General features: G+C 50.7%; 25 protein-coding genes. 14 read left to right on the top strand and 11 right to left on the bottom strand.

Translation table 11 applies throughout. From position 1 onward, the window contains the following. Nucleotides 1–14 precede the first annotated feature (14 nt). A complete protein-coding gene (gene hisD, locus NO559_RS02170) occupies nt 15–1,337 on the top strand; it encodes a histidinol dehydrogenase (RefSeq protein ID WP_258330131.1) in 1,323 nt (440 codons plus the stop codon). A gap of 95 nt (nt 1,338–1,432) precedes the next feature. Here the strand turns inward: hisD and NO559_RS02165 are convergent, their stop codons facing one another. From NO559_RS02165 to NO559_RS02155, 3 genes are read right to left on the bottom strand one after another with little or no spacing between them, the layout of a single operon-like run. Further along, nucleotides 1,433–1,720 (bottom strand): YciI family protein, encoded by a 288-nt coding sequence (locus NO559_RS02165; protein WP_258330130.1) that lies wholly within the window; start codon nt 1,718–1,720, stop codon nt 1,433–1,435. Between the two features lie 37 nt (nt 1,721–1,757). Continuing rightward, complete coding sequence (locus NO559_RS02160; protein ID WP_258330129.1) at nt 1,758–2,207, bottom strand: DUF962 domain-containing protein; 450 nt, start codon at nt 2,205–2,207, stop codon at nt 1,758–1,760. 11 nt (nt 2,208–2,218) lie between these two features. Then, nucleotides 2,219–3,319: a trypsin-like peptidase domain-containing protein gene (locus tag NO559_RS02155; protein ID WP_258330128.1), complete on the bottom strand. Its 1,101-nt coding sequence runs from the start codon at nt 3,317–3,319 to the stop codon at nt 2,219–2,221. Nucleotides 3,320–3,438: 119 nt separating this feature from the next. On the opposite strand from NO559_RS02155, the gene NO559_RS02150 reads away from it, so the two are divergent. From NO559_RS02150 to NO559_RS02095, 12 genes are all read left to right on the top strand, one after another. Beyond that, nucleotides 3,439–4,215: a Nif3-like dinuclear metal center hexameric protein gene (locus NO559_RS02150; RefSeq protein WP_258330127.1), complete on the top strand. Its 777-nt coding sequence runs from the start codon at nt 3,439–3,441 to the stop codon at nt 4,213–4,215. Between the two features lie 21 nt (nt 4,216–4,236). Continuing rightward, on the top strand, nt 4,237–4,458 hold the full coding sequence (locus NO559_RS02145; protein WP_258330126.1) for a penicillin-binding protein: 222 nt from the start codon (nt 4,237–4,239) through the stop codon (nt 4,456–4,458). A gap of 193 nt (nt 4,459–4,651) precedes the next feature. After that, nucleotides 4,652–6,337, top strand: coding sequence for a hypothetical protein (locus tag NO559_RS02140; RefSeq protein WP_258330125.1), 1,686 nt, complete (start codon nt 4,652–4,654; stop codon nt 6,335–6,337). 440 nt (nt 6,338–6,777) lie between these two features. Further along, a complete protein-coding gene (gene rlmB, locus NO559_RS02135) occupies nt 6,778–7,524 on the top strand; it encodes a 23S rRNA (guanosine(2251)-2'-O)-methyltransferase RlmB (RefSeq protein WP_258330124.1) in 747 nt (248 codons plus the stop codon). Between the two features lie 163 nt (nt 7,525–7,687). Then, nucleotides 7,688–7,810, top strand: a complete 123-nt coding sequence (locus tag NO559_RS02130; protein WP_258330123.1) for a hypothetical protein — start codon at nt 7,688–7,690, stop codon at nt 7,808–7,810. A 153-nt stretch (nt 7,811–7,963) separates the two neighbouring features. Continuing rightward, the gene (locus tag NO559_RS02125) at nt 7,964–9,268 is read left to right on the top strand and encodes an FAD-binding oxidoreductase (protein WP_258330122.1); all 1,305 of its coding nucleotides are present in this window, start codon (nt 7,964–7,966) and stop codon (nt 9,266–9,268) included. Nucleotides 9,269–9,651: 383 nt separating this feature from the next. Further along, nucleotides 9,652–10,083, top strand: a complete 432-nt coding sequence (rpsF, locus tag NO559_RS02120; protein ID WP_258330121.1) for a 30S ribosomal protein S6 — start codon at nt 9,652–9,654, stop codon at nt 10,081–10,083. A gap of 46 nt (nt 10,084–10,129) precedes the next feature. Beyond that, entirely contained in the window at nt 10,130–10,357 is a 228-nt protein-coding gene (gene rpsR / locus NO559_RS02115; protein WP_258330120.1) for a 30S ribosomal protein S18, read from the top strand. Nucleotides 10,358–10,384: 27 nt separating this feature from the next. Next, on the top strand, nt 10,385–11,233 hold the full coding sequence (locus NO559_RS02110; RefSeq protein WP_258330119.1) for a hypothetical protein: 849 nt from the start codon (nt 10,385–10,387) through the stop codon (nt 11,231–11,233). 67 nt (nt 11,234–11,300) lie between these two features. Next, nucleotides 11,301–11,747 (top strand): 50S ribosomal protein L9, encoded by a 447-nt coding sequence (gene rplI, locus NO559_RS02105; RefSeq protein ID WP_258330118.1) that lies wholly within the window; start codon nt 11,301–11,303, stop codon nt 11,745–11,747. A 425-nt stretch (nt 11,748–12,172) separates the two neighbouring features. Then, nucleotides 12,173–13,561, top strand: coding sequence for a replicative DNA helicase (gene dnaB / locus NO559_RS02100; protein ID WP_309149051.1), 1,389 nt, complete (start codon nt 12,173–12,175; stop codon nt 13,559–13,561). Nucleotides 13,562–13,604: 43 nt separating this feature from the next. Continuing rightward, complete coding sequence (locus NO559_RS02095; protein ID WP_258330117.1) at nt 13,605–14,717, top strand: enoyl-CoA hydratase/isomerase family protein; 1,113 nt, start codon at nt 13,605–13,607, stop codon at nt 14,715–14,717. Nucleotides 14,718–14,748: 31 nt separating this feature from the next. Here NO559_RS02095 and NO559_RS02090 read toward each other — a convergent pair whose 3' ends face one another. The 7 genes from NO559_RS02090 to argS form a co-directional block, all read right to left on the bottom strand. Then, the gene (locus NO559_RS02090) at nt 14,749–15,666 is read right to left on the bottom strand and encodes a bile acid:sodium symporter family protein (RefSeq protein WP_258330116.1); all 918 of its coding nucleotides are present in this window, start codon (nt 15,664–15,666) and stop codon (nt 14,749–14,751) included. Between the two features lie 45 nt (nt 15,667–15,711). Continuing rightward, on the bottom strand, nt 15,712–16,095 hold the full coding sequence (locus tag NO559_RS02085; RefSeq protein WP_258330115.1) for a DUF971 domain-containing protein: 384 nt from the start codon (nt 16,093–16,095) through the stop codon (nt 15,712–15,714). 39 nt (nt 16,096–16,134) lie between these two features. Further along, nucleotides 16,135–16,857: a GGDEF domain-containing protein gene (locus NO559_RS02080; protein WP_258330114.1), complete on the bottom strand. Its 723-nt coding sequence runs from the start codon at nt 16,855–16,857 to the stop codon at nt 16,135–16,137. A 95-nt stretch (nt 16,858–16,952) separates the two neighbouring features. Beyond that, complete coding sequence (hslU, locus tag NO559_RS02075; protein WP_258330113.1) at nt 16,953–18,275, bottom strand: ATP-dependent protease ATPase subunit HslU; 1,323 nt, start codon at nt 18,273–18,275, stop codon at nt 16,953–16,955. 42 nt (nt 18,276–18,317) lie between these two features. Beyond that, nucleotides 18,318–18,863, bottom strand: coding sequence for an ATP-dependent protease subunit HslV (gene hslV, locus NO559_RS02070; protein ID WP_258330112.1), 546 nt, complete (start codon nt 18,861–18,863; stop codon nt 18,318–18,320). A 130-nt stretch (nt 18,864–18,993) separates the two neighbouring features. Continuing rightward, the gene (locus NO559_RS02065) at nt 18,994–19,563 is read right to left on the bottom strand and encodes an SPOR domain-containing protein (protein ID WP_258330111.1); all 570 of its coding nucleotides are present in this window, start codon (nt 19,561–19,563) and stop codon (nt 18,994–18,996) included. An 18-nt stretch (nt 19,564–19,581) separates the two neighbouring features. Continuing rightward, on the bottom strand, nt 19,582–21,264 hold the full coding sequence (gene argS / locus NO559_RS02060; RefSeq protein WP_258330110.1) for an arginine--tRNA ligase: 1,683 nt from the start codon (nt 21,262–21,264) through the stop codon (nt 19,582–19,584). A gap of 225 nt (nt 21,265–21,489) precedes the next feature. Between argS and NO559_RS02055 the strand changes: the two genes are divergently transcribed. Next, nucleotides 21,490–22,119 (top strand): DUF5610 domain-containing protein, encoded by a 630-nt coding sequence (locus NO559_RS02055; protein ID WP_258330109.1) that lies wholly within the window; start codon nt 21,490–21,492, stop codon nt 22,117–22,119. Nucleotides 22,120–22,194: 75 nt separating this feature from the next. Here the strand turns inward: NO559_RS02055 and NO559_RS02050 are convergent, their stop codons facing one another. Further along, a complete protein-coding gene (locus NO559_RS02050) occupies nt 22,195–24,396 on the bottom strand; it encodes a primosomal protein N' (RefSeq protein WP_258330108.1) in 2,202 nt (733 codons plus the stop codon). Nucleotides 24,397–24,504 lie beyond the last annotated feature (108 nt).

Raw genomic sequence — 24,504 nt, 5'->3', positions numbered from 1 at the left:
AAGCGAATACAGCAATGAGCAATACCAATACCCCCAGCGTTGCCATTAAGCAACTGGATGCCAACAGCAAAAACTTTGCGGCAGAGTTAGATGCACTCTTGGCTTGGGAGTCGGTGTCAGATCATGCCGTGGTAACAGCGGTAGATGAAATCGTCGCCGGTGTGCGCGCCCGCGGTGATGCTGCAGTGGTGGAATACACCCAGCGTTTTGATGGCCTTGCGGTCAATGCTATGGCTGAGTTGGAAATGTCGCAGGCCGTATTGCAACAGGCTTTAAAAGATATCAGCGACGAGCAGCGCCAAGCCTTAGAGTTGGCCGCGCAGCGGGTACGCTCTTATCACGAACACCAAAAGCAAGCGTCCTGGTCTTATACCGAAGCCGATGGCACCGTGTTGGGCCAGCAAGTCACCGCCATGGATAGAGTGGGTTTATATGTGCCCGGCGGCAAAGCCTCTTACCCTTCTTCGGTATTAATGAATGCCATCCCCGCCAAAGTGGCCGGGGTAGGCGAGCTGATTATGGTGGTGCCCACCCCCAAGGGCGAGCGCAATAATATGGTGTTGGCGGCAGCGGCTATAGCCGGTGTTGATAGAGTGTTTACCATAGGTGGCGCGCAGGCCGTTGCGGCCTTAGCTTACGGCACCCAAACGGTACCGCGGGTGGATAAAATTGTGGGCCCCGGTAATATTTTTGTGGCTACCGCTAAGCGCAAAGTGTTTGGCCAAGTGGGCTTGGATATGATTGCTGGGCCTTCCGAAATTTTAGTGTTATGCGACGGTAAGACCGACCCCGATTGGATAGCCATGGATTTATTTTCCCAGGCCGAGCACGATGAAGATGCGCAATCGATATTGGTGAGTGAAGACGCGGACTTTTTAGCGCAAGTACAAGCCAGCATGGATAAGCTGCTACCCACTTTGGATAGGCAGGATATTGTTAAGGTCTCACTGCGTGAGCGCGCGGCGTTTATACACGTGCACAGCGTAGAGCAGGCCGCCGAAGTGGTTAACCGCATCGCCCCCGAGCACTTGGAGTTATCCATCGCCGACCCCGAGGCCATGCTGCCACGCATACGCCACGCGGGTGCTATTTTTATGGGCCGCCACACCGCTGAGGCCTTAGGGGATTACTGTGCGGGGCCTAACCACGTATTGCCTACATCTGGCACGGCAAGGTTTTCATCACCCTTAGGTGTGTACGATTTTCAAAAGCGCAGCTCGTTAATTTTTTGCTCGCCAGAGGGTGCCTCAGCGTTGGGCAAGTCGGCTTCGGTATTAGCCAGAGGTGAATCTTTAACGGCTCATGCCCGCTCTGCGGAATACCGCATCAAAGATTAGGTGTTTTTAAGCTTTATCTTGAAGCGCTAGATAATATAGAGCAAGGCGGCTGCTTATAAATCGCTGCCTTGCTCTATATAGCCGATTTTAAAAACTTATCTAAAAGCCACCTTCACCGGCTTAATATCAATATTTACCCACACCCCTGTTTTGCTGTAGATATCATTGTTTAAACAGTCTTCCAGCGCGGCGCGGCTATCAAACTCGCATAAAATAAACGAGCCTATCATTTTGTCGTCGTCGCTGAGTATGGGGCCTACCTCTAAGATATGGCCAGAGTCTTTTAGTGCTTTGGCACCTTTAAGATGTTCTTCGCGGGCATCTGAACGGCGCTGTGGGGCTAGTTCGTCGGTGCCATCTAAAGCGGTCACTAAAAACTGCATAGTTGTCTCTCTTCAATTGCTAGTTTGATAATAAAAGTTAAACGGGAATGTGCAGGCGGCGATAAAGTTTTGCCAGCACCCAGCCTGGGCCTACTAATAAAAAACTTAAGTCCTCAAAAAAAGAAGGCTTTTTGCCCTCTATAGCGTGGCCTATAAATTGTGCCAGCCAAGCCACAATAAAAATAGCTAACGAGGTCAGTGCTACAGAAATATTTTGCTGCTGTAGTAGCGCGCAGCCCAAAACGGCCAGTGCCGATAGCGCTAATATGCCCAAGCATAAACTCAGGGAGTGGCGCAGGTAAAAACCGCAAGTGATTGCTATGCCCAACCAAGCGGCGTTGCTGCCATAGGGTAGTGGGATGGCCCAAAGCAGGCCCAGCACGCTGAGGTAAATTAACGGCACTGCTATGGCATGTATTAATAAATTGCTGGGGTGTTGATGGCTTTGGCTGTAATGCGCAAACTGCTGCTGTAATTGTGGGGTCATAAGCTGCTGCCTTACTCGGGGCGGCTGCCGATTATGGCTGTGACGTTAAAGTGGTTGCGGTTGCGCACCAGCTCTATGCTGACTTGCTCGCCAGGGCGGGTGGCGGCAATCAGGTTCATACCTATATTGCCGTCGCCTATGGGCTTGTTGTTAATCGCTACAATAATGTCGCCAGGTTTTATCATGGCCTGTGCGGCGGGGCCGGTATCGGCCACAGCAGTCACTACCACACCATTGCCGGGGCTGAGGTTGTAATTTTGTGCGGCCATGGCCGTGAGTGGCTGCACCTCTACCCCTAGCCAGCCACGTATGGCTTTACCGTATTGGATTAAATCTTCGGCTATGCGCAGGGCTAAATCTATAGGTATGGCCAAGCCTATACCTTGCGAGCCGCCGGTGCGGCTGTAAATGGCGGAGTTAATGCCCAGCAATTTGCCTTGGGCGTCCACCAGTGCGCCGCCAGAGTTGCCGGGGTTAATAGCTGCATCGGTTTGTATATAGTTTTCATAGGTATTGAGCTGCAAACCATAGCGGCCGGTGGCGCTGATTATGCCCTGGGTAACGGTTTGGCCAAAGCCGTAGGGGTTGCCTATGGCCAGTACTACGTCGCCTACCTGTGCCTGTGCTGGGTCACCCAATTGGATAAAGGCCAGGTCATCCAGCTCGATTTTTAATACCGCTAAGTCGGTGTCGGGGTCGCTGCCCACAATATTGGCCAAGGCTTCGCGGCCATCGTGTAGCAGTATTAGGATTTCCTCAGCACCGTTAATAACGTGGTGATTGGTTAAAATAAAGCCCTGCTCATTCATAATTACGCCAGAGCCCAGGCTTTGTTGCACGCGCTCTTTTTGGCGTATGTTATTGCGCTCTAAAAAGTGCCTAAAAAAGGGGTCGTTAAACAGTGGTGGCAGTTTTTGTTTTACGGTTTTTTTAGTGTAAATATTCACCACCGCCGGGGCGGCATTTTGTACAGACTGCGCATAACTATTGGGGCCAATGTTGGCGGGGGCTGAGTGCTGACTGTTGCCATTGTTGAGGTACTGCAAAATAATCACGGCGGCTAACACGCCACAAAGTACAGGCCAGCTTAAAAATCGTATGAGTTTATTCATGTATTGGGTATCGCTTACTATGCCGCAGAGTTAGCACTGGTATTCAATGGGCTGTTAGCCTAGCATGAATTTTTTATTATCAGTATCCGCACAATGAGAAATAGCGCAAAGAGGGTGTAATGAGTCAGGCCAAAAACGCAATAACAATCAAACAGTTAGTCGATGCTATAGAAGGGCAGTTAATGCCTGAGCAATTTAGCGATTACTGCCCCAATGGCCTGCAGGTGCAGGGCGCTAATACCATCAAAACCCTGGTGACGGGGGTAACAGCCTCACAAGCCTTAATAGATGAGGCGGTAAAGCTCAAGGCTGACGCGTTATTAGTGCACCACGGCTATTTTTGGAAGGGGGAAGACGCTCGCCTTACCGGCATGAAATACCAGCGCATCAAAACCCTAATGGATAATGATATCAACCTGCTGGCCTACCATCTGCCGCTGGATGCCCATCCGGTATTGGGCAACAACGCTCAGTTGGCTGAGCTATTAGGCCTTAGCGTAGAAGGTGGCTTGCAACCCGGTGAGGCGCGGCCGGTTGGTAATGTGGGTAGTCTTAATCCTCCTATGAGTGCAGCCGATTTTAGCCAGCGAGTAAAAACCGTGCTTAAGCGCGAGCCACTATTAATTGGCGCGGCTGATGCCACCATTAGCCGGGTGGCCTGGTGTACCGGTGCGGCACAAGGCTATATAGAGCAGGCTGTGGCGGCTGGGGCCGATTTATTTTTATCCGGCGAAATCTCAGAGCCCACCGTGCACAGCGCTAGGGAGTTGGGCATACACTATATGGCAGCTGGACATCACGCTACCGAGCGCTACGGTGTTAAAGCCTTGGGTGAGTGGCTGGCCAATGAGTTGGGTTTAACACATCACTTTGTGGATATAGATAACCCCGTATAAGGCTGTTAAAGGAGTTTTGCAATGAGCCAACCATTGGATGCCGCTGCTTTGCAAGCATTAAAAATTGCGTTTAGCTATATGCCCAAGGCTATAGAAGTTAACCAATACGAATACGGCGAGCGCTATCAAACCGTGCTGGAGCATATAGAGGCTGTTAGGGAAGTGTTGTTGCTTAATGATGTGGACCCTGACGAGGTTTATGGTGAGATTAATCCGGAGATTACGCCTAGGTCTTCGTATTAGGATTTTGGGTGCTTATCGCTTTTTTTCAAATCCTTTTCTTTGAATGGCGTTGGCTGGAAGGAGTCTAGCAGAGCTCAGACGGGTTAAAAAATGTTGCGATTCCTGTACTTGGTTTCTTTTAATAGTGTTAGTTATAATCATCGTTTTTTTTTATTTGTCGTCTGTGGGCAGCTTAATTGATGAGAGAAACGATATGGAAATAAAGCGCCAACTTACTCAGTTATTTGGTTTAATTCTGCTGGTTTTAATGGTTGTCGGCTGTTCTGGTTTTGATTACCAAAAAAATAAAGAGACGCATACCGCTGAAAGCCGTGTGTTGTTATCAGGCGTTGGTGACATTAATCGGCAATCGCCACTAGGGCTCACGCCCTTGGCTGCCGCTATTATGCATACGCCTGAGCGTGTGCCAGAGCTGATTGCAAAGGGTGCAGATGTTAACGCCATGGTGCCATCGGTGGCTTCAAATCAAATAATATACGAACCTATTTTAACATTGGCCGTGCTGCGTCCCCTGAGAGCAGAAATTGGCGGTTATGCATTGCCTTATGATGATACCCACGATCTACAGATGATTGAGGCCATGTTGCAAGCCGGTGCTGACCCGAATGCTGTCGATACATTAGGCAGCTCTGTCTTGCGTGATACTGCATGGGATAAATATTCTAACTATTACAAAAAGGGTATGAAAACCAATACAGACCCTTATGTTAAACGTGCTGAGTTGTTGGTTCGTTATGGGGCCGACCGTTCAACTTTTGAAAGTATTATTAAACATGCCAAGTTAAGACAAAAATACGGTATAGCGGGATTTCTTGAAGAGGTCTTATTCTTCGATACCTTGGAGGCATACTACAAGTATAAACGGGGGCGGGCGATTTATGTTGAAAAGAGAGATGCCATCAGGCAGTACTTTGATAATGACGCTGATTTGAAGGCTGCGGTGGCCAGTCTAAGGGAAACGGCGGCACCTTGTTTCACATCGGGGCGGATGTACAGCCAAGCCAGTGAGTTTACTTGCATCGTTTCGGTTTACGGCGATCAACATCCCTCACCGGCTTGTGAGGACTATCAAAGACAGCTGCTGGATGCGTTAGACAGGGAGAAAGACAAACTTTGCCCACCTTATAGGAAGCAGCGTAAGCAGTTAGCCAAGCTATTTGGTGAGCATTCCTCTCAGGCCGATGATGTGATCGGTGAAAAAATGAAAGGCGTGGCTAGCGTGGCCTCACTTGAGCGGCAGTATGCCAATGAGATTAACCGTATGAAGCGTATTCGCGATCGTTTTGGGCGTAGTGAAAAGGCCGCGGCGGATAATCGAGACAGGCAAAACATGTACAGCTTTGCTCAACACATACAGCAAGCAGTTGGCAGCAGCACTGTCGCAGATCAGATTATTGAGAAGAGTGTGGCGGATACTCAGCGTACGCTATACGCCATCGATAATGCCCAGAAAATGGCCAAAATTAATGCGGATATTGCCGTCATTGAAAAACGCCTGGCAGGTATTGAAGCTTCGACGGCAAGAGGCCAAAGCGTATCGACGAGCGCTGCTGCAGGCGGCAAGAGTGGGGACGTGAGTATGAATTACCTGAAGCCGGTACCAGTTTGCGGTGGCCCGTACACAGCCCCTGAATTCACCGCCGAATTTGATTGGGGTAATGGCATGCCCAGAGATGACGTGGCCTACAAATGCAAATCAGGTGATGTGCCGGCAGCGGTTGGGTCTGCGGCAACGGGCGCGCCAAATTATGTGTTCGGCCCTACCCCCGATATTCAAAAGCTAGGTGGAGGAAAGCATCGCTATACCCGTAAAGCTTTCCAATACGAGTGTGTGTGCAGCAGCGGAGGGGGAACATCCAAACGTGCTGTTTCCCAGTAAATAAGGCGCAGCAATTCAGGTTTGACCTGGTAGTTATCAGCTTTTTATAAAGCTTTCTGCTAGGTCAAATTTAGTTCACAAGTTTTTCTTTTAGATGTTTTTCCAGATAACTAAATTTTTACAAAGCTACTGACGTAGCGGTTATTGCCTTAATAGGGTATTGCTTATGGTGGTATTCTAGCCAAGGCTCCTGATCAGTTTGCTACTTTTGCAAGAGCTGGTGTTTACCAAGCAAGGCTATACAGCTGGGTAAAACGGCATGCATGCTTTTTTGATGAGACGGGTTGTGCGTTTTATCTGGAGTGTTGCTATGAGGTCTTAGATAAGCACAGGGTCGCGCAGCTCTTTTTTAAAAAACCACCCCAGCGCATTCCCCCTCAAAACCATGTAAAATCCCGCCACTGATCCATTAACCCCTTACCCACAGGCAGCCCCATACCGTGAGCAATACCACTTTGATTTTTGGCATACATGCCGTCGCCTCTTTACTGGAACGCCAGCCTGAGCGAGTAGAGAAACTGTATATTCAGCGCGGCCGCAAAGACGCTCGCATGGAGGCTTTATTGGCTAGCGCCGAGCAAGCCGAGATAGCCTGTGAGTATCTGGATAGAAAAGATTTAGACGATATGGTCAAGGGCCAGCACCAAGGTGTGGTGGCGCAATCTCAGGGCAGCCAGTTGTTGCGCGAGCGCGACTTAGAGCTGTTGTTAGATGAGCTGGATCACCCGCCTTTATTATTGATTTTGGATGGTGTGACCGACCCCCACAATTTGGGCGCCTGCCTGCGTACCGCCGATGCCGCTGGCGTGGATGCGGTTATCGTCCCCAAAGACAATGCCGCCGGTTTAAACGCCACCGCCCGCAAGGTGGCCTGTGGTGCTGCCGAGGTTATGCCCTTTGTGCAAATCACTAACTTGGCGCGTACCCTGCGCGACTTACAGCAGCGCGGCATATGGATATACGGCACCGCCGGTGAGGCCGAGCAGGAAATTTACGACGTTGATATGTCCGGCCCCATAGCGTTAATTATGGGGGCTGAGGGTAAGGGCATGCGCCGCCTCACCCGTGAGCACTGCGACTATCTAATCAAGCTGCCCATGGCGGGCAGTGTCAGCAGTTTGAATGTGTCGGTGGCTACGGGGGTGTGTTTGTTTGAGATCGGCCGCCAAAGGCGGCCAGCCTCCTAGTCTCTAGTGGAAAGTCTCTAGTGGAAAGTCGCTAGTCGCTAGAAAAAGATAGACTCCGGCCTCCGGAGTGCGTATAGCATTATGCCCCGCCTCCCCCATTGACAACAATGGGGGAGGCGCGTTTTAATGAACGCTCATTCATTCCTGTATTGGCTTTGTGTATATGAACACGATCTCCAGCGCTGGCAAGCCTACCTTTATTACCTGGTCGCACTGGGTATGTACGGCTGCAGCCTGGCAGGACTACTTTCGCGGTGAAGACGAAGACCCCGCAACCTCCCTCTAATGTTTAAGCGTTGCGTTTAGCGCGCTCTATGATGCTTGTGCCTGCGACAGTGTGTTGCGGTACGGGTGATTGTTTATATAGTTTATAGCTGTCCTGTTAATTTTAATCTTAAGTGACTCTTGCAGTGCGGCTGTCTAATAGTGGGAAAGTTCTATGTTTTGGTTGAAACCTAGTCAAGAAACCAGCGAGCACACCGGCTCCTATTATGCCGCCACCGCCAATTGGCAAACCGATTACCCGCAATTACAGGGGGAGGTACAAGCCGATGTGGCCATCATAGGCGGCGGTTTTACTGGCGTGAATACGGCGCTGGAATTAGCCGAGCGCGGCTATAAGGTGGTCTTAGTCGAAGCTAATCGCATTAGCTGGGGAGCCTCGGGCCGCAATGGTGGGCAAATTATTGGAGGCATAGGTCACGATCACCACCGCTTTGAAAAATGGATAGGCAAAGAAGGTATACGCCGTATCTTTGATATGGGGGTGGAGTGTTGCGAAATTATTCGCGAACGTGTCGCCAAATACGATATACAGTGCGATCTTAAGTGGGGCTATGGCAGCGTTGCGATTAAGCCCCGCCATATGCGTGAGTTTGAGCAATGGCGCGAGTATCAGGAAAAAAATGGCTACCCCCACAAGCTGGAGTTGTTCGATAGTCAGGGTATTAAAGCTTATGTGAACTCCGATAACTATATAGGCGGCCTGATTAACCATAATGGCTACGGCCATGTGCATTCGCTGAATTTGTGTTTGGGTGAGGCCAGGGCAGCCGAGAGCTTAGGTGTACAGATCTTTGAGCAATCGCGGGTGCGTAATATAGTGCACGGCCCGCGGCCCGAGGTGCATACCGATCAAGGCGTGGTTAAGGCCAAATATGTGGTGACCTGCGGTAACGCCTATATGGGGGATTTAGAGCCCAAGCTGGCCTGTAAGGTGCTGCCCTCTACCAGTTGTGTAATAGCTACCGAGCCCTTAAGCGAGGCCCAGATAAAGCAAACCCTGCCCGCCGATATTGCCGTGTGTGATCCCCGCACGGCGTTGGATTACTTCCGCCTCACCGCCGACAAGCGCATGTTGTTTGGTGGCCTGTCGAATTACACGGGCCTAGAGCCCAATGATGTGGTGGGTACACTGCGTAAAAAAATGCTGAAGGTGTTTCCTGAGCTAGCCGATCTGCGCATAGATTACGGCTGGAGCGGGCAGATGGGCATAGGCATCAACCGCCTGACGCAGCTGGGGCGCTTGTCGGATAACGTCTTCTATATACAGGCCTATTCTGGCCACGGCGTGGCTCCCAGCCATATGACCGCCAGAGTGACCGCCGAGATGATAGCCGGCCATGCCGAGCGCTTTGATACCTTCGCCAAGGTTAAGCATATGAGCTGGCCCGGCGGTAAGCTGCTGCGCCGCCCGGCTATGGCACTGGGGATGATGTACTATAAAATCCTAGATGAGCTCTAGGATTTTAGTGGCAAGCGATAAGCTGCAAGCTGCAAGTGATAAGGGGGGGGTAAAGCGCTGGTCTGCTTGCCTGCCGTTTATGAGGCCTGTGCGGAAAGGTTCTCCTGTACCTGCTTTTCGCTTTTTAGTAGAAGAGCTCTAGTGGCAAGCTGCAAGAAATAATGGCCTAGTTTCAACACGGATCTGCTTGCCGCTTGTAGCTTGCCACTTACAGCTGCAAGCCCTTTGGCTGAATATCAGCCAAAGGGCTTGCATATCCCCCCCTCTTTGCATAAAATCGCGCCTCCTTTCGATCCGGCTCGCTTGCTTGCCAGGTAACGGTTCGATCCTCCTTGTCATACTGGCTGCGATTGCCGGGTGACTTTAACCCGTAAGGAGCAAATATGCGTCATTACGAAATCGTATTTCTGGTACACCCAGATCAAAGTGAACAAGTGCCCAGCATGGTTGAGCGCTATACACAAACTATTGAATCTGATGGTGGCAAAATCCACCGTTTTGAAGATTGGGGCCGTCGTCAGTTGGCTTACCCTATCAACAAAATTCACAAAGCTCACTACATTCTAATGAATGTTGAAGCCTCTCAAACCGCTATGGACGAGTTGGAAACAGCTTTCCGTTATAACGATGCTGTGTTGCGTAACATGGTTATCCGTTGTGATGCTGCTGTTACTGAAGAGTCGCCCATCATGAAAGCCGAAAAAGAGAGCCGCGAGCGTCGCAACAGCCGCGTAGAGCGTACTCAAGAAACCGCTACTGAAACTGCCGATAGCGATGATTCTGAAGAATCAGCTGAGCAGGCTGGCGAAGAGTAATTAACTAGCTGCTAGCAGCTTATTTGTGAATTTGAGGAGTAACACCATGGCACGTTTTTTCCGTCGTCGTAAGTTCTGCCGTTTTACCGCAGAAGGTGTCAGCAAGATCGACTATAAAGATCTAGACACATTAAAAGCCTATATCACTGAAACTGGCAAAATTGTACCTAGCCGTATCACCGGTACTAAAGCCAAGTATCAGCGTCAATTAGCGTCTTGCATCAAGCGTGCACGCTTCTTGGCTTTATTGCCTTACACTGACCAGCACAAATAAGGTTAGTAAAGGCTGTAGGGATCAGATATGCGCGCCTTAGCTGAGTTTGTGATGAAAGGTAGGGCGCAGGCTATTTTGGTAGCTGTGCTGGCCTCTACAACAGTTTTATTTACATGGGTAGGTGCAGCGGTTGTTGCCCTAGTCATATTACGCCAAGGTTTTAAAGAAGGCTTTAATGTTCTTCTTTGGGCATTACTGCCCAGTATAGTGATGGTTGTTTTGGGTGATACCGGCCCATTAGCCACTATGTTGGGTACGGCGCTGCTAGCCAGCGTGTTAAGAGTGACGGCTTCGTGGCCCTTAACATTGATTGCAGCAGCCGCCTCGGGCGTATTAACGGGGCTTGCTTTATTAGCGTTTGGGCAGGCCTATATAGAAGAAATTTTGCGCTTTGTGGGTGAGTTTATCACTCAGTTGCAAAATCAAGCCACGCAGGGCCAGCAGGTAAATATATCTGCACCTACGGTGGTGCAAATACTCGGCCTGTTGGGCTTGGGTAATGCCATAACGGTGACGTTATGTTTGATTTTGGCGCGCTGGTGGCAGGCGCTGCTGTACAACCCTGGCGGGTTCCGCCAAGAGTTTCACAGCTTGCGATTAACGCCACCATTGACTGTGTTACTGCTAGTGGCCGGCATTGCTTTGTCGTCACTGGGTGCCGATTACCGGTTTTGGGCATTGATATGTGTAGTGCCCTTTATGTTTGCAGGCTTTGCTTTGGTGCACGGATGGGTGGCGAAAAAGCAAATGAATGGGCATTGGTTAGGCCTGTTCTATATAGGGTGGTTTATTCTCGATCCTATAAAGTTACTGCTACTGCTGGTAGTTGTTGTAGACAGTTGGTTCGACTTAAGAGGGCGTTTGGACAAGGCTTAGCCTACCAGCGCTATAGAGTTTTGACAGGCCAGCGGAACGCGGTCTTACAAGAGAAAAGGTGAATACAATGCAAGTTATTCTGCTGGAAAAAGTAGGTAAGTTGGGTGAGTTAGGTGACAAGGTTAATGTTAAGGCCGGTTTTGGTCGTAACTACTTATTACCATACGGCAAAGCAGTTGCTGCCACTAAGGCAAACGTTGCTGATTTTGAAGCACGTCGTGCAGAGCTAGAAGCTGCCGCTGCTGAGAAACGCTCTGCTGCTGAAGCACGCGCTGCCAAGTTAGCTGAACTAAATGTTGTTATTGCGGGCAATGCCGGTGATGAAGGCAAACTGTTCGGTTCTATCGGTACTCGCGATATTGCTGATGCTATCAGCAAAGCTGGCGTAGAAGTTAGCAAAAGCGAAGTTCGTCTACCTAACGGTGTAATCCGTGAAATCGGCGAATTCGAAATCGACGTGCAAGTGCATTCAGAAGTTATGCAAGCGGTTAAGCTGTCGGTAGTTGCTGAGTAAGATTGTCAGTCGCTAGTGTTTAGTCGCTAGTTGCTAGATTAAGAAAAAGGCCAGCTCCCTCTATGGGCACTGGCCTTTTTTGTTGGTTAAAGTCGCTAGCTCTTAGTCTCTAGTTCCTAGTCGCTAATGAAAAGCTTGAAAAGCGCTGGACAGGGACGATAGATACGGCAAGATTTTTACTATCGACTATCGACTATCGACTATCGACTATCGACTATCGACTATCGACTATCGACTATCGACTATCGACTATCGACTATCGACTATCGACTATCGACTATCGACTATCGACTATCGACTATCGACTATTGAGCTGAAAGCTCAAATACCCCACAATGATCCCCCTGTTTTTTGATAACAATAAACGCTGTTAGGTTATAAGTACCGTGGATTTTGACCCCGAGCATGAACCCGCTGATTATATGATGTCTTCACCGCCGCCAGGCATGGGTGATGATGTGGATTTGGCTGCGCTGAAAGTGCCTCCGCATTCTATAGAGGCCGAGCAGTCGGTGTTGGGTGGCTTAATGATAGCCAACGAGGCCTGGGATAATGTGGCCGATCAGCTTAAGCCTGAAGATTTTTACCGTGGTGCCCATAAGCAGATTTTTAGGCAAATGGTGGCCTTGGTTGATGCCGAAAACCCCATAGATGTTATTACTTTATCCGAAGCCTTAAATAACACCGGTGAACTAGAGCAGGTGGGCGGCTTGGCCTACCTTGCCGAGCTGGCCAAAAACACCCCTAGTGCGGCCAATATACGCGCCTACGCTACTGTGGTGCGTGAGCGCGCGAGTTTGCGCTCACTTATTAATGTTGCCAATGAAATTGTTGAAAGCGGCTATAGCCCCGAAGGGCGCAGCAGTGATGAGCTGTTGGACGAAGCCGAACGCAATATCATGAAAATAGGCGAGGAGCGCCCCAAAGAGGGCGGCCCGCAAGGGGTAAACCCCTTATTGCAGCTTACCCTAGAGCGCATAGACGAAATGAGTACCGCCGACGGCGGTATTACCGGGGTTACCACGGGCTTTGCCAAGCTCGATGAAATGACTTCCGGCCTACAGGCCTCAGATTTAATTATCGTTGCCGCCAGGCCCTCTATGGGTAAAACCACCTTTGCCATGAACTTGGTGGAAAACGCCCTGTTTGGCAGCGAAAAGCCGGTGCTGGTATTTAGTATGGAGATGCCCGCCGACGCCATTGTGATGCGTATGATTTCCTCGGTGGGGCGCATCAATCAAACCCATGTGCGTACCGGCCAACTCAGTGAAGAGGAGTGGCCCAAGCTGGCAGCGGCGATTACCAAACTCAAAGATAAGCCCCTGTTTATAGACGATACCGCAGCGCTAACCCCCACCGAAGTGCGGGCCAGGGCGCGGCGCTTAGTGCGCGAACACGGCGATTTGGGCTTAATCATGATCGATTACCTGCAGCTGATGCGGGTGGCGGGCAATAACGAAGGGCGAACCGCAGAGATATCAGAAATATCCCGCTCTTTAAAAAGCATAGCCAAAGAATTTCAGTGTCCCGTGGTTGCGCTATCGCAGCTTAACCGCTCGTTGGAGCAGCGCCCCAATAAACGCCCCATCAACTCTGACTTACGTGAATCCGGTGCGATAGAGCAGGATGCTGACGTTATCATGTTTATCTACCGCGATGAGGTGTATAACGAAGACACCACCGATAAAGGCGTGGGTGAAATTATTATTGGCAAGCAGCGTAACGGCCCCATAGGCTATTGTAAGCTAGCCTTTATTGGCCAATACACACGCTTTGAAAATCTCAGCCATTACGATGATGAAGACGCTTATTAATTGTTGCTGAGTGCATAAAGCGAGCGCATAGTGAGGTAAGCCTGTGACTGCCCCGGTTTTATTTTCTGAATTAGCCTGCCCCCAGGGTGGCGCCATCGCGGTAGCCACCCTCAATAATGAAAAAACCTTAAACGCTTTAAATCTGCCCATGATTGAGCTGCTGTATACCCAGCTGCAGCAATGGCAGAGTGATACGCATATTAAAATGGTTTTTTTACAGGGCCAGGGTGAAAAAGCTTTTTGCGCTGGGGGTGATGTATTGGCCGCAAGGCAATCGTCTTTGCAAACCCCTGGTGGCCCCTGTGAATACGCTGAAACCTTATTCGAGCTGGAATACCGCTTGGATTACTTGTTACATAACTACCGCAAGCCCATGGTGGTTTGGGGGCATGGCATAGTGATGGGGGGCGGCTTAGGTTTGCTGGCCGGTTGTAGCCATCGCGTAGTTTCAGAAAAAACTCGCATTGCCATGCCCGAAGTCACCATCGCTTTATTTCCCGATGTGGGCGGCAGCTATTTTTTAAATCGTATGCCTGGTGCCTGTGGGCGCTTTTTAGCGTTAACCGCGGCTTCGATTAATGCTACGGATGCTTTGTATGCAGGCTTGGCCGACACCTTTATAAATCACAGCCTGCAAGCGCAAGTGTTAGAGTGTTTGCAGGGGCTGCATTTTAGTGGCGATAAGCAGGCCGATAGTGAGTTGATCAATGCGCAGCTAAGCGCCTTTGCTCAAGCCTCGGCGGCCGATCAACCAGCGCCAAATCTACAGCCCCACCAAGCGATTATTGATCAGCTATGCGAGGGCGATGATGTACAGCTTATAGCCGAGCGTATCGAAGCCTATCAAAGCGATGATGAGTGGTTGCAGCGTGCTCAGCAAGGATTGCGCGGCGGTTCGCCGCTGGCGATTAAATGGATTTTTAAACAGTTACAGATTAGCCGCGAGCTAGATTTAAAAGCGGTGTTTAATGCCGAGTTAGTATTGGTGACCAATATTATGCGCCACCCAGAGTTTGCTGAAGGGGTAAGGGCCTTGTTAGTGGATAAAGATAAAAATCCGCAATGGCAATATAAAACACTGGCCGAAGTAGATGATGCCGTGGTCGATAGTTTTTTTGAGCCGCCCTGGCCGCAAAACCCTTTGGTGGATTTATGATGTTAGTTCCTAGCTCCTAGATGTAGGGTTCCTAGTCTTTAGCTGGTGATGATTGTTGATCACGATGTACGCACAGGGCGGCAAATATAGCGCCGCTCATATTAATCCAAATGCTAAACAGTGCGCCCGGTAATGCCACCGCTTGGTTAAAAAACTTTAAGGCCAGTGCGGTTGCTAAGCCAGAATTTTGCATGCCTACCTCTAAGGCTATGGTGCGGCAAATTTTGCTATTAAAGCCCAGCCCGTAGGCCGCAGCATAGCCGAGTAGTAAACCGCTAATATTGTGCAGCAGGCTGGCAAAAACAATCGCCAGCCCAAGTGTGGCTACTCGTGGTTGGTTTAGCGCAACCACTATGGCAATAATTAATAAAATAGTCAGTGCTGCCAGTGGTGCTAAGGCGGGCTCGATTTTTTTAACATGGCGATGGCAGTAAGCATTGAGTAGCAGCCCTAGGCTTACCGGCAAAATAATAATTTTTATTAGGCTGTTTAAAATGGCCAGTGCGGGTATGTCTATGTGGGTGCCGCTAAACAAGGTTAGCAGTAAGGGCGTCATCACCACACTAAGCAGAGTGGAGCATGCTGTCATAGATACCGATAGTGCCACATGCCCTTTGGCCAAATAAGTCATCACATTAGAGGCGGTGCCACCGGCAACGCTGCCCACCAATAGCAAGCCCAGGCTTAAATCGCTATCTAGCTGAAAAATTTTGGCGCAGGCTAGCGCCAGCAAAGGCATAACCGAAAACTGTAACAGCAGGCCGGCAGCCAAAGCGCTGCGATAGCGTTTTATGGCAATAAAGTCGGCGGGGCGTAAGGTCATGCCCATGCATAACATCACCAGCATTAATAGGGGAATAATAGTGACTTTGAGCGGGGTCAAACTGTCGGGGGCTAAATAACCCGCCACTGCTGCTAGCGGTGCCCACAGGGGGAAGTATTTAATCAATATGGCTGCCTTGTCGCGTTTTATTATGGGGCTTGCTGGCTTGGCTTACAGGCCTATGCGTACCACTTGCAGGTCCGGGTCGCGGCTGGCCTTGGCTTGCTCTAAGCGTTGTAAGTAATCCTGCCAATAGGGCTCGTACTGGGTGGCCAGTTCATGTAAGTAGCTAAAGGAGTAAATACCGCTGTCGTGGCCATCACTAAAATATAATTGCAGGGCATAATTACCTACAGTTTTTATATCGTCTATGGCGACGTTAATTTTTCCAGTTTGTAATACCGCTTGGCTGGGGCTGTGGCCGCGCACTTCGGCCGAGGGGGAATATACCCGTAAGTATTCCGCGCTTAGGCTGTAGCTTTGTTCGCCAAACTGCAGCTCCAAAGTTTTGCTTTGTTTGTGTAGCTGGATGCGGGTGAGAGTGGCTGTGTTCATAGCGAAAACCTGCAAGCGCTCATAAAGAGTAAGCCTGGATTAGGCGACTACCTTATTGCGGCCTTGTTGTTTGGCCAGGTAAAGGTTTTGGTCGGCGCGTTTATAGAAGTCATTAACAGTTTCATGTTCTTTTAGTGTAGCAACACCCAGCGAGATGGTTACCCCAAATGCAGGCTTGGTAGGGATTTGTATGGGTAATTGCTCTACGGTTTTGCGTATGCGTTCGGCATAATCTATAGCATCACTGTGGTTACACTGAGGTAATAGGATGGCAAATTCTTCGCCTCCCACGCGAGCGAATACATCCTGAGTGCGAGTTTTAAAGCTGATAGCTTTGGTGACTTGGCGTAATACTTCGTCGCCACCGGGGTGGCCGTATTGGTCGTTTACTTTTTTGAAATGGTCTAAGTCGCAGTAAATAACCGAGAGTGCGGTGTTGTAGCGTTGGGCATTGGCAATCTCTTCGTTCATGCGCTCAACCATAAAGCGTAAATTAAAAATGCCTGTGAGGCTGTCTCTTATGGCGAGGTTAGAGATAAGTTGTTCCTGCCGGCCCACATAAATGCTAAAGGTAATAAAAACCATTTGCGTACCGAATAGCATATAAGCATACAGGCTCCAATGCTGTTGTAGTTCGGCTAATGGTTCAGAACCTGAAAATACGCGTATGATTAACCAGCCTATGGGGGCGCCGGCCGCAAGAATTCCGCCTTGAATTGCTCTTAGTGTTATTTTATTCATGGGGGCGGATAATAAAGACAAATCATCACCTTGTACAATTACTAAGCACTTATTATTAAAAAAATAAAGCCGCAGCGTTTATGGCGCGGCGGCTTTATGGTTAGAGCTGGCTGCAATTAGAGGATAAAGCGGCTTAGGTCCTCATCATTCACTAGCTCGCCTAGCTTTTCAGTAACGTAGTTGGCGTCGACCAATAGCTTATCACCACTATGATCTGAGGCAGTAAACGAGGCTTCATCCAGTAAACGTTCCATAATGGTATGTAAGCGGCGGGCACCTATATTTTCGGTGCGCTCGTTAACTTCCCAGGCGGTTTCGGCGATTTTTAAAATGCCATCTTCGGTAAAATTTATATTTAAACCTTCGGTGGCAATTAGCGCTTGGTATTGCTCAGTCAGTGAGGAGTCAGGTTCGGTTAAGATACGCTTGAAGTCATCGGGGCTTAGCGCCTCTAGCTCTACCCGTATAGGTAGGCGGCCTTGCAGCTCGGGGATTAAGTCCGAGGGTTTGGCTAAGTGAAAGGCGCCCGAGGCAATAAATAAAATATGATCGGTTTTAATCATGCCGTGTTTGGTGCTTACGGTGCTGCCTTCAATTAGTGGCAGTAAATCACGTTGCACTCCTTCACGCGAAACATCAGCTCCCGCGCCTTCGCTGCGTTTGGCGACTTTGTCTAGTTCGTCTATAAAGACTATGCCATTTTGCTCGGCGGCTTGTAGTGCCTTGTTTTTAATGTCGTCATCATTAACCAGTTTGGCAGCCTCTTCGTCTTGCAGCTTTTTCATGGCGGCTTTAACGGTGAGTTTGGCGCTTTTCTTTTTGTCTTTGCCCATGCTGGAAAACATGTTTTGCAATTGGTTAGTCATGTCTTCCATGCCGGGGGGAGCCATGATTTCTACGCCCATTTGCGCGGCACTGACTTCAATTTCTATCTCTTTGTCGTCCAGCTCGCCTTCGCGTAATTTTTTACGGAATAGCTGGCGGGTAGTGGTTTCTTTATCGCTGCTGCCTTCTTCACCGCGAGCGGGGGGGAGTAATACGTCTAACACCCTCTCCTCAGCGGCGTCTAGAGCGCGGTGCTTAACTTTTTCCATCTCCTGCTCGCGGAACATTTTGATAGAAACATCCATTAAGTCGCGCACTATGGATTCTACATCGCGGCCTACATAGCCCACTTCGGTGAATTTGGTGGCTTCTACTTTAATAAAAGGTGCGTTGGCCAGTTTTGCTAAGCGGCGGGCAATTTCGGTTTTACCCACCCCGGTGGGCCCTATCATTAAAATATTTTTAGGGGTGATTTCGGCACGCAGTTCTTCGTTAAGCTGCATGCGGCGCCAGCGGTTACGCAGGGCTATGGCTACTGCGCGCTTGGCGTTTTCCTGACCTATGATGTGTTTGTCTAGCTCGTGGACAATTTCTCTGGGAGTCATTTGTGACATGGTAATACCTATTAATTAGCAGCAGAGCGCAGCAGGGGGTTGTTAGCTGTCGCTCTTTAATTCTTCTATGGTGCGGTTGTGGTTGGTGTATACGCAGATGTCGCCAGCTATTTCTAAGCCTTTTTCGACGATATCGCGGGCGCTGAGCTCGGTGTTGTCCAGCAGCGCCTTGGCGGCGGATTGGGCAAAGGGGCCGCCAGAACCTATGGCGATTAAATTATTTTCCGGCTCTATTACATCGCCGTTACCGGTAATGATGAGCGAGGTGGTTTTGTCAGCTACTGCCAGCAGGGCTTCTAGCTGGCGCAGTGAGCGCTCGGTGCGCCAGGCTTTGGCCAGCTCTACGGCAGCGCGTACTAAGTTGCCTTGGTGTTTTTCCAGTTGCGCCTCAAACAGCTCAAACAGGGTGAAGGCATCGGCGGTGCCGCCAGCAAAACCGGCTATCACTTGGTTGTTATACAGGCGACGCACCTTGCGGGCATTACCTTTCATAACGGTATTACCCATAGATACTTGGCCATCGCCGCCTATGACCACATGGCCATCGCGACGAACTGAAAGAATAGTGGTGCCTCTGTATTGATCCAAGGGGGTCTCCTTAGTGGGGCAGTGTTTTGAAGGGTGGTAGCTGTTGTATATGGGGGTGCGCTGGTGTTTTTCAAGGGATTGTAGCGCATAGTCTTTATGCTGGTGTGACCAGCATGTGGCTAAGCTGGGTTTAGCTTTTTACTTTGCGTTTTAACAATAAGGTTTCCACATTGTTGCTAATCAACAGGTTGCGGGCCTTAGAGAGTTTGGAGCGTGACACAAAGGGCCCTACCTGCACGCGGTGCCAGGTGTCGTTGCCCTTGCCAGTGACTTCTTCTACCTTGGTGTCCAGGCCTAACAGTATTAGTTTGGCGCGCAGGCGGTCGGCATCGGCGGGGTTTTTGAAGGAGCCAGCTTGCAGTATGTAAATGATCTGCTGCTGGGGTTTGTCATTGGCGCTGTTTTCTTCTACCGGCACGATCACTTCGCGCTCGGGCAGCAGGGTGTAAAACTCAAAGCTGGTGGTGGGCTTGTCGTTGGCTTTGGTTTTTGTGCTGGCTTTGGCGGCGACTTTTTCTTCGCTGCTTTTGGCTGGCGGGGTGATGTCGGCCAAGTGTGCTAAGAAGGCAATAAATAAACCCGTGACTATGCCGGTAAACAGCCACACCCAGCCAGGTACCTGGCTTTTGGGGCTGTTTTTGCGATGGCCGTTTTGCTTTTTGCTATTGGCTTTAGGCTTTTTGGCAAAGTCGTGGGTCATATTTTTATTTCTAATGCGTTACATAGATTCAGGTGCAGAAACACCCAGCAAGTCTAAGCCATTTCGCAGTACCTGTCTCACAGCTTCGCTTAAGCTGAGACGTGCGTTACGCAATTTTTCATCGTCTATCAGCATTTTATGGCTGTTGTAGTAGCTGTGGAATTCACCGGCTAATTCTTGCAGGTAGTTGGCGACGATATGGGGCTCGGTATTGCTGCCCGCTCTTGTGATTAGCTCAGGGTAGGCGGCTAGCTTGTTCATTAAGCCTTTCTCGGCATCTTCGCTTAACAGTTCAAAGTGGCCTGCCTGCTCGGGCGACCAGCTCCAACCGTGATCGGCCAGTTTGCGCAACATGCTGCACACGCGAGCGTGGGCGTACTGTATGTAATACACGGGGTTGTCGTTGCTTTGCGATATGGCCAAGTCTATATCAAAGGTTAGCTGTGAGGTGGTGGCACGGGCTACTAAAAAGTAGCGTGTGGCATCGCGGCCTACTTCTTCGACTAAGTCTTGCAGGGTGACGTAACTGCCAGCGCGCTTGGAGATTTTCACCTCTTCGCCGCCGCGCATCACCATGACCATTTGGTGCAGCACATATTCAGGCCAGGCTTTGGGTATGCCTTCGCCTAAAGCTTGCAGGCCTGCGCGCACACGGGTGATGGTGCTGTGATGGTCGGCACCTTGTTCGTTGACCACGCGCTCAAAGCCGCGCTGCCATTTGTTCATGTGGTAGGCCACGTCCGGCACAAAGTAGGTGTAGCCGCCTTCAGACTTGCGCATAACGCGGTCTTTGTCATCGCCAAAGTCGGTGGTTTTTAGCCACAGGGCGCCGTCTTTTTCGTAGGTGTGGCCGCTGGCGATAAGTTTTTCTACGGTCTTTTCAACATCGCCATCGCTGTATAAAGAGGACTCTAAGAAGTACACATCAAAATCAACGCCAAAGGCTTTGAGATCGTGATCTTGCTCGCGACGCAAATAGGCCACGGCGAAATCGCGTATGGCATCTAGGTCGTCGGCATCGGCTTTGCCAGTGACGTGTTTGTCTTCGGCGTGTACGGTTTCGCCTTTCATATAGCTTTCGGCTAACTCGGTAATATAAGTGCCGCGATAACCGTCGGCGGGCCAGCCTTCATCATCGGGGCCTAGGCCCTTACAGCGTGCTTGGGTAGAAAGGGCGAGGTTGTTAATTTGCGCGCCAGCATCGTTGTAGTAAAACTCACTGGTGACATCCCAGCCGTTGGCCGCTAGCAGCCTGCATATGCTATCGCCCACCGCCGCGCCGCGGCCGTGGCCTACGTGTAGGGGGCCGGTGGGGTTGGCGGAGACAAACTCCACCTGTACTTTTTTGCCGGCACCGCTGGTATTGCGGCCAAAGCTATCGCCTGCGCTCAGTACGCTGCTGATAATGGCCGAGGTGGCGGCATCGTCCATAAAGAAATTAATAAAACCGGGGCCAGCAATTTCAGCTTTGCTAAGCTGGGCTGATTGCGGCAGGGCTTCGATAATTAGCTGCGCCACTTCACGAGGTGGTTTACCGGCGGGCTTGGCTAGGGTCATGGCGATATTGCTGGCGAAGTCGCCATGGCTTTTATCGCGAGTACGGTCGACCATCACGCGGGGCTGAATAGTCTCAGGTAGGTCGCCATTGGCAACTAGCGTGTTAAGGGCGGCGGTAATCAGCTCGGCTACATGGTCTTTCATAGGGGTAATCGCTTCACAATATCAGTGTTAACAAAATAGCCGCGTATTATCCCTGTTTATGGGGTTGGGTGCTACCCACCTAGGGGTAGGTTGCTGCGATTGTGTTAATGGCGGCAGGCTTTATAAATAAACGGTCTTGTAGAGTGGAGTCAATCAGCCGCTATACTGACTTGAAGAGCTTATTCAACAACATGCTTACCGCGCTGCAATTCGCAAGGAGCTGCCATGTCACCGCCCAATATTACCGATAGCTATACGTATCGTGGCCTGCAAAAGCCAGCTCTGCCTGAACAGGCCAGTGAGCGCGCGGCCGAGGCGCGCAATAAGCCGCATCCCCATGGCATGCCGCCGGGGCTGGCGAAAAAAATCGATGCCGGCGAGCTGGATGACCCTAAGGCTAGCCTTAACCAAGCCATTATAGAATCGCAGCTTAGCGTCAGTGTGGGCGCTAAAGATCAGCCCATGGCGCTGCTGTTTAAAACGGTGCTGGAGGCGTTGAAAGAACATGTAGAACCCATCTTAGGTGCTAACGCTATCGAGCAAGCCTACGAGTCCGGTTTAGATGTATCCCCCGAAGCCACAGCCGAGCGCATAGTCAGCCAAAGCACCGCCTTTTTCTCGGCCTTTCAATCTCAAGAGCGTCATCAGGGCTTAAGCTTGCAAGAGCAGCTGGATAAATTCTTAGGCGTTATAGGTGGTGGCATAGACCAAGGCTTTGCGGAAGCACGCGAAATACTGGATGGCCTGGGAGTGTTGGAAGGTGATATAGCCAGCAATATTGATAAAACCTATGAGCTGGTGCAGCAGGGGCTCGAAGCCTTTACGGCTTCTCAGTCGACAGCCTCTAGTTCCTAGTTCCTAGTCGCTAGTTAGTAAGCTCATACTAGCGACTACCGTCTAGAGACTAGTGACTCCAGCCTAGCGACTGAATCAATACATATCCGCCGGATCCACATCCACCGACCAGCGTACTTTTTTAGCCAATGGGTGTTGCTCGGCTATGGCGACGATATGTTGCAGGCGTTGATGTAATAGCGGCCGGGTGTCGGCTTGTAAAATAAGCTGGGCGCGAAAGCGGCCGGCTTTTTTGGTCATGGGAGCGGGCAGTGGCCCTAGGCATTGTGCTTGTGATGTTTGTCCTTGTTCGCTGTGCTGGCGCAGTGCTTGTAGCAGTTGTTCGGCTTCGGCCAGGTTGTGGTGGTCGGCTCGTATAATGGCCAGGTGGCCGTAGGGGGGCAGCCCTAGTAGTTTTCTTTCGCGCAGTAATTGCTGGGCAAATAATTTGTAATTATTGTTGACCAGGCTGAGCAAAAACGGATGCTCGGGTTGTAGGGTTTGTATCATGACTTGCCCGGCTTTGGCTTCGCGTCCTGCGCGCCCCGCCACTTGTATCAGCAGTTGCCCCATTTTTTCGGGGCCGCGAAAATCGGCACTAAATAAACCGCCATCGGCATCCAAAATCACGACCAGGGTTACATCGGGAAAATGATGGCCCTTGGCCAGCATTTGCGTGCCTACCAAAATACAGGGCTCGCCCTTGTGTACCTCGTCGACCATATCTTGCATGGCATTTTTGCGGCTGGTGGTGTCGCGGTCTATGCGTATGACCTCGGTGCCGGGGAATAGCTGTTGCAGCGTTTGCTCGCTGCGCTCAGTGCCTATGCCGCGAAAATCCAGCTCGTGGCTATTGCACTCAAGGCAGTGGCTGGGTAGTGGCCATAAACTGTCGCAGTGATGGCAGCGCAGTTGGCGTTGGCGGTAGTGTACTGTCAGCCTGGCATCGCAGTGCTGGCATTGGGCAACGTGGCCGCAGTTATTGCACATTAAGGTGGGGGCAAAGCCGCGGCGGTTAATAAATACCAGTACCTGGTTGCCGCTGTGTATCTCACTGTGTATGGCGGTTAACACCTCTTTGCTAAAGCCATGTTGCAGTGGGCTGTTGCGGGTGTCTATTAGCTGTAGGGGCGGGATGCTGGCGCCGGTGGCGCGCTGGGTTAGCTGCAGGTGTTGATAGCGACCGCTTTCGGCATTGTGCAGGGTTTCCAAGCTGGGGGTGGCTGAGCCCAACACTATGGGAATGTTGAGATCGAAGGCGCGTTTGATGCCTATATCGCGGGCGGAATAGCGAAAGCCCTCTTGTTGCTTGAAAGAGCTGTCGTGTTCTTCGTCAATAATAATCATGCCCAGCGCCGGCATGTCGGTATAGATGGCCGAGCGGGTACCCATGACTATAGCGGCTTGCTGCTTGCGAGCCTGCTGCCAGGCGATGGCGCGCTCGCGGTCTGTTAGCCCAGAGTGCAGGATGACGATGTTGCAGTTAAAGCGGCGCTGAAATCTGGCCAGGGTTTGCGGGGTTAGTCCTATTTCGGGTATTAATACCAGCGCCTGTTTACCCAGCTTTAAGCATTTGGCGATGAGTTGTAAATATACCTCGGTTTTGCCGCTGCCGGTGATGCCCTCTAATAAGCAGCATTGATAGCCCGCCTCGGGGTTGATGCTGGATACCGCCAACTGTTGTTGCTGGTTCAGGGTGAGGCTGGCTTGTTTTAACACCGGGTGCTGTGCTGTGCTGGCCTCGCTGCTAAAAGCCTGGGCCAGGCCTTTATCGACCAGCGCCTTAATATGGCTGCGGTTGAGCTCGGCGCTGGTTAATTCGGCTAGGCCTATGTCGCCCTGTTGCTGTAGTAGTTGTAGCGCTAGCGCTTGTTTGGGGGCTCGTTTGAGTGCACCTTCGGGCAGGCCCTTGCCTTTGCTGCTTAGTCGCCAGCGGGTTTCGCTATAGCTGGGCAGCTCGGCCTGTTTGCGCATTAGCGTGGGCAGGGCGTTGCTGAGTACCTCGCCTACAGAGTATTGGTAGTAGTTGCTGGCCCATTGGCATAGCGCGAGTATATGCGGGCTGATCAAGCTGTGTTGATCCAGCACGGCTATGGCTGGCTTGAGCTTATGCTCGGCAATATCGCTATGCTCGCTGAGCTCTAGTAATACCCCTATAAGCTGGCGCGGTCCAAAAGGCACTTGTATACGCAGGCCTGGTTGCAGTTGCTGAACTTGCTCAGCACTTAAATCGGCGGGGGGCAGGTAATCAAAGCTGCGGCGCAGGGGGGTGGGTAGAGCTAGGCGTAGGTAGGTCATTAACAGGCTTAGGCTAGGGGTTGGCGGCTTTTTATAGGTTTTAAGGCTGCTCTAGTCTAACAAAGAGTGTATAAAGGCGGTAACACTGCTTTTAGGCTAACGGCGGCC

The sequence above is a fragment of the Dasania sp. GY-MA-18 genome, from assembly GCF_024734385.1.
In the GTDB taxonomy this organism is placed as follows: Bacteria; Pseudomonadota; Gammaproteobacteria; order Pseudomonadales; family Dasaniaceae; genus Dasania; species Dasania phycosphaerae.
The sequence above is the reverse complement of the archived record's forward strand: the minus strand, read 5'-3'. Positions and strand labels throughout refer to the sequence as shown.

Coding starts and splice junctions, on each gene's coding strand:
- hisD (WP_258330131.1), top strand. CDS start 15: ATGAGCAATACCAATACCCCCAGCGTTGCCATTAAGCAACTGGATGCC.
- NO559_RS02165 (WP_258330130.1), bottom strand. CDS start 1,720: ATGCAGTTTTTAGTGACCGCTTTAGATGGCACCGACGAACTAGCCCCA.
- NO559_RS02160 (WP_258330129.1), bottom strand. CDS start 2,207: ATGACCCCACAATTACAGCAGCAGTTTGCGCATTACAGCCAAAGCCAT.
- NO559_RS02155 (WP_258330128.1), bottom strand. CDS start 3,319: ATGAATAAACTCATACGATTTTTAAGCTGGCCTGTACTTTGTGGCGTG.
- NO559_RS02150 (WP_258330127.1), top strand. CDS start 3,439: ATGAGTCAGGCCAAAAACGCAATAACAATCAAACAGTTAGTCGATGCT.
- NO559_RS02145 (WP_258330126.1), top strand. CDS start 4,237: ATGAGCCAACCATTGGATGCCGCTGCTTTGCAAGCATTAAAAATTGCG.
- NO559_RS02140 (WP_258330125.1), top strand. CDS start 4,652: ATGGAAATAAAGCGCCAACTTACTCAGTTATTTGGTTTAATTCTGCTG.
- NO559_RS02130 (WP_258330123.1), top strand. CDS start 7,688: ATGAACACGATCTCCAGCGCTGGCAAGCCTACCTTTATTACCTGGTCG.
- NO559_RS02125 (WP_258330122.1), top strand. CDS start 7,964: ATGTTTTGGTTGAAACCTAGTCAAGAAACCAGCGAGCACACCGGCTCC.
- rpsF (WP_258330121.1), top strand. CDS start 9,652: ATGCGTCATTACGAAATCGTATTTCTGGTACACCCAGATCAAAGTGAA.
- rpsR (WP_258330120.1), top strand. CDS start 10,130: ATGGCACGTTTTTTCCGTCGTCGTAAGTTCTGCCGTTTTACCGCAGAA.
- NO559_RS02110 (WP_258330119.1), top strand. CDS start 10,385: ATGCGCGCCTTAGCTGAGTTTGTGATGAAAGGTAGGGCGCAGGCTATT.
- rplI (WP_258330118.1), top strand. CDS start 11,301: ATGCAAGTTATTCTGCTGGAAAAAGTAGGTAAGTTGGGTGAGTTAGGT.
- dnaB (WP_309149051.1), top strand. CDS start 12,173: ATGTCTTCACCGCCGCCAGGCATGGGTGATGATGTGGATTTGGCTGCG.
- NO559_RS02085 (WP_258330115.1), bottom strand. CDS start 16,095: ATGAACACAGCCACTCTCACCCGCATCCAGCTACACAAACAAAGCAAA.
- hslU (WP_258330113.1), bottom strand. CDS start 18,275: ATGTCACAAATGACTCCCAGAGAAATTGTCCACGAGCTAGACAAACAC.
- NO559_RS02065 (WP_258330111.1), bottom strand. CDS start 19,563: ATGACCCACGACTTTGCCAAAAAGCCTAAAGCCAATAGCAAAAAGCAA.
- argS (WP_258330110.1), bottom strand. CDS start 21,264: ATGAAAGACCATGTAGCCGAGCTGATTACCGCCGCCCTTAACACGCTA.
- NO559_RS02055 (WP_258330109.1), top strand. CDS start 21,490: ATGTCACCGCCCAATATTACCGATAGCTATACGTATCGTGGCCTGCAA.
- NO559_RS02050 (WP_258330108.1), bottom strand. CDS start 24,396: ATGACCTACCTACGCCTAGCTCTACCCACCCCCCTGCGCCGCAGCTTT.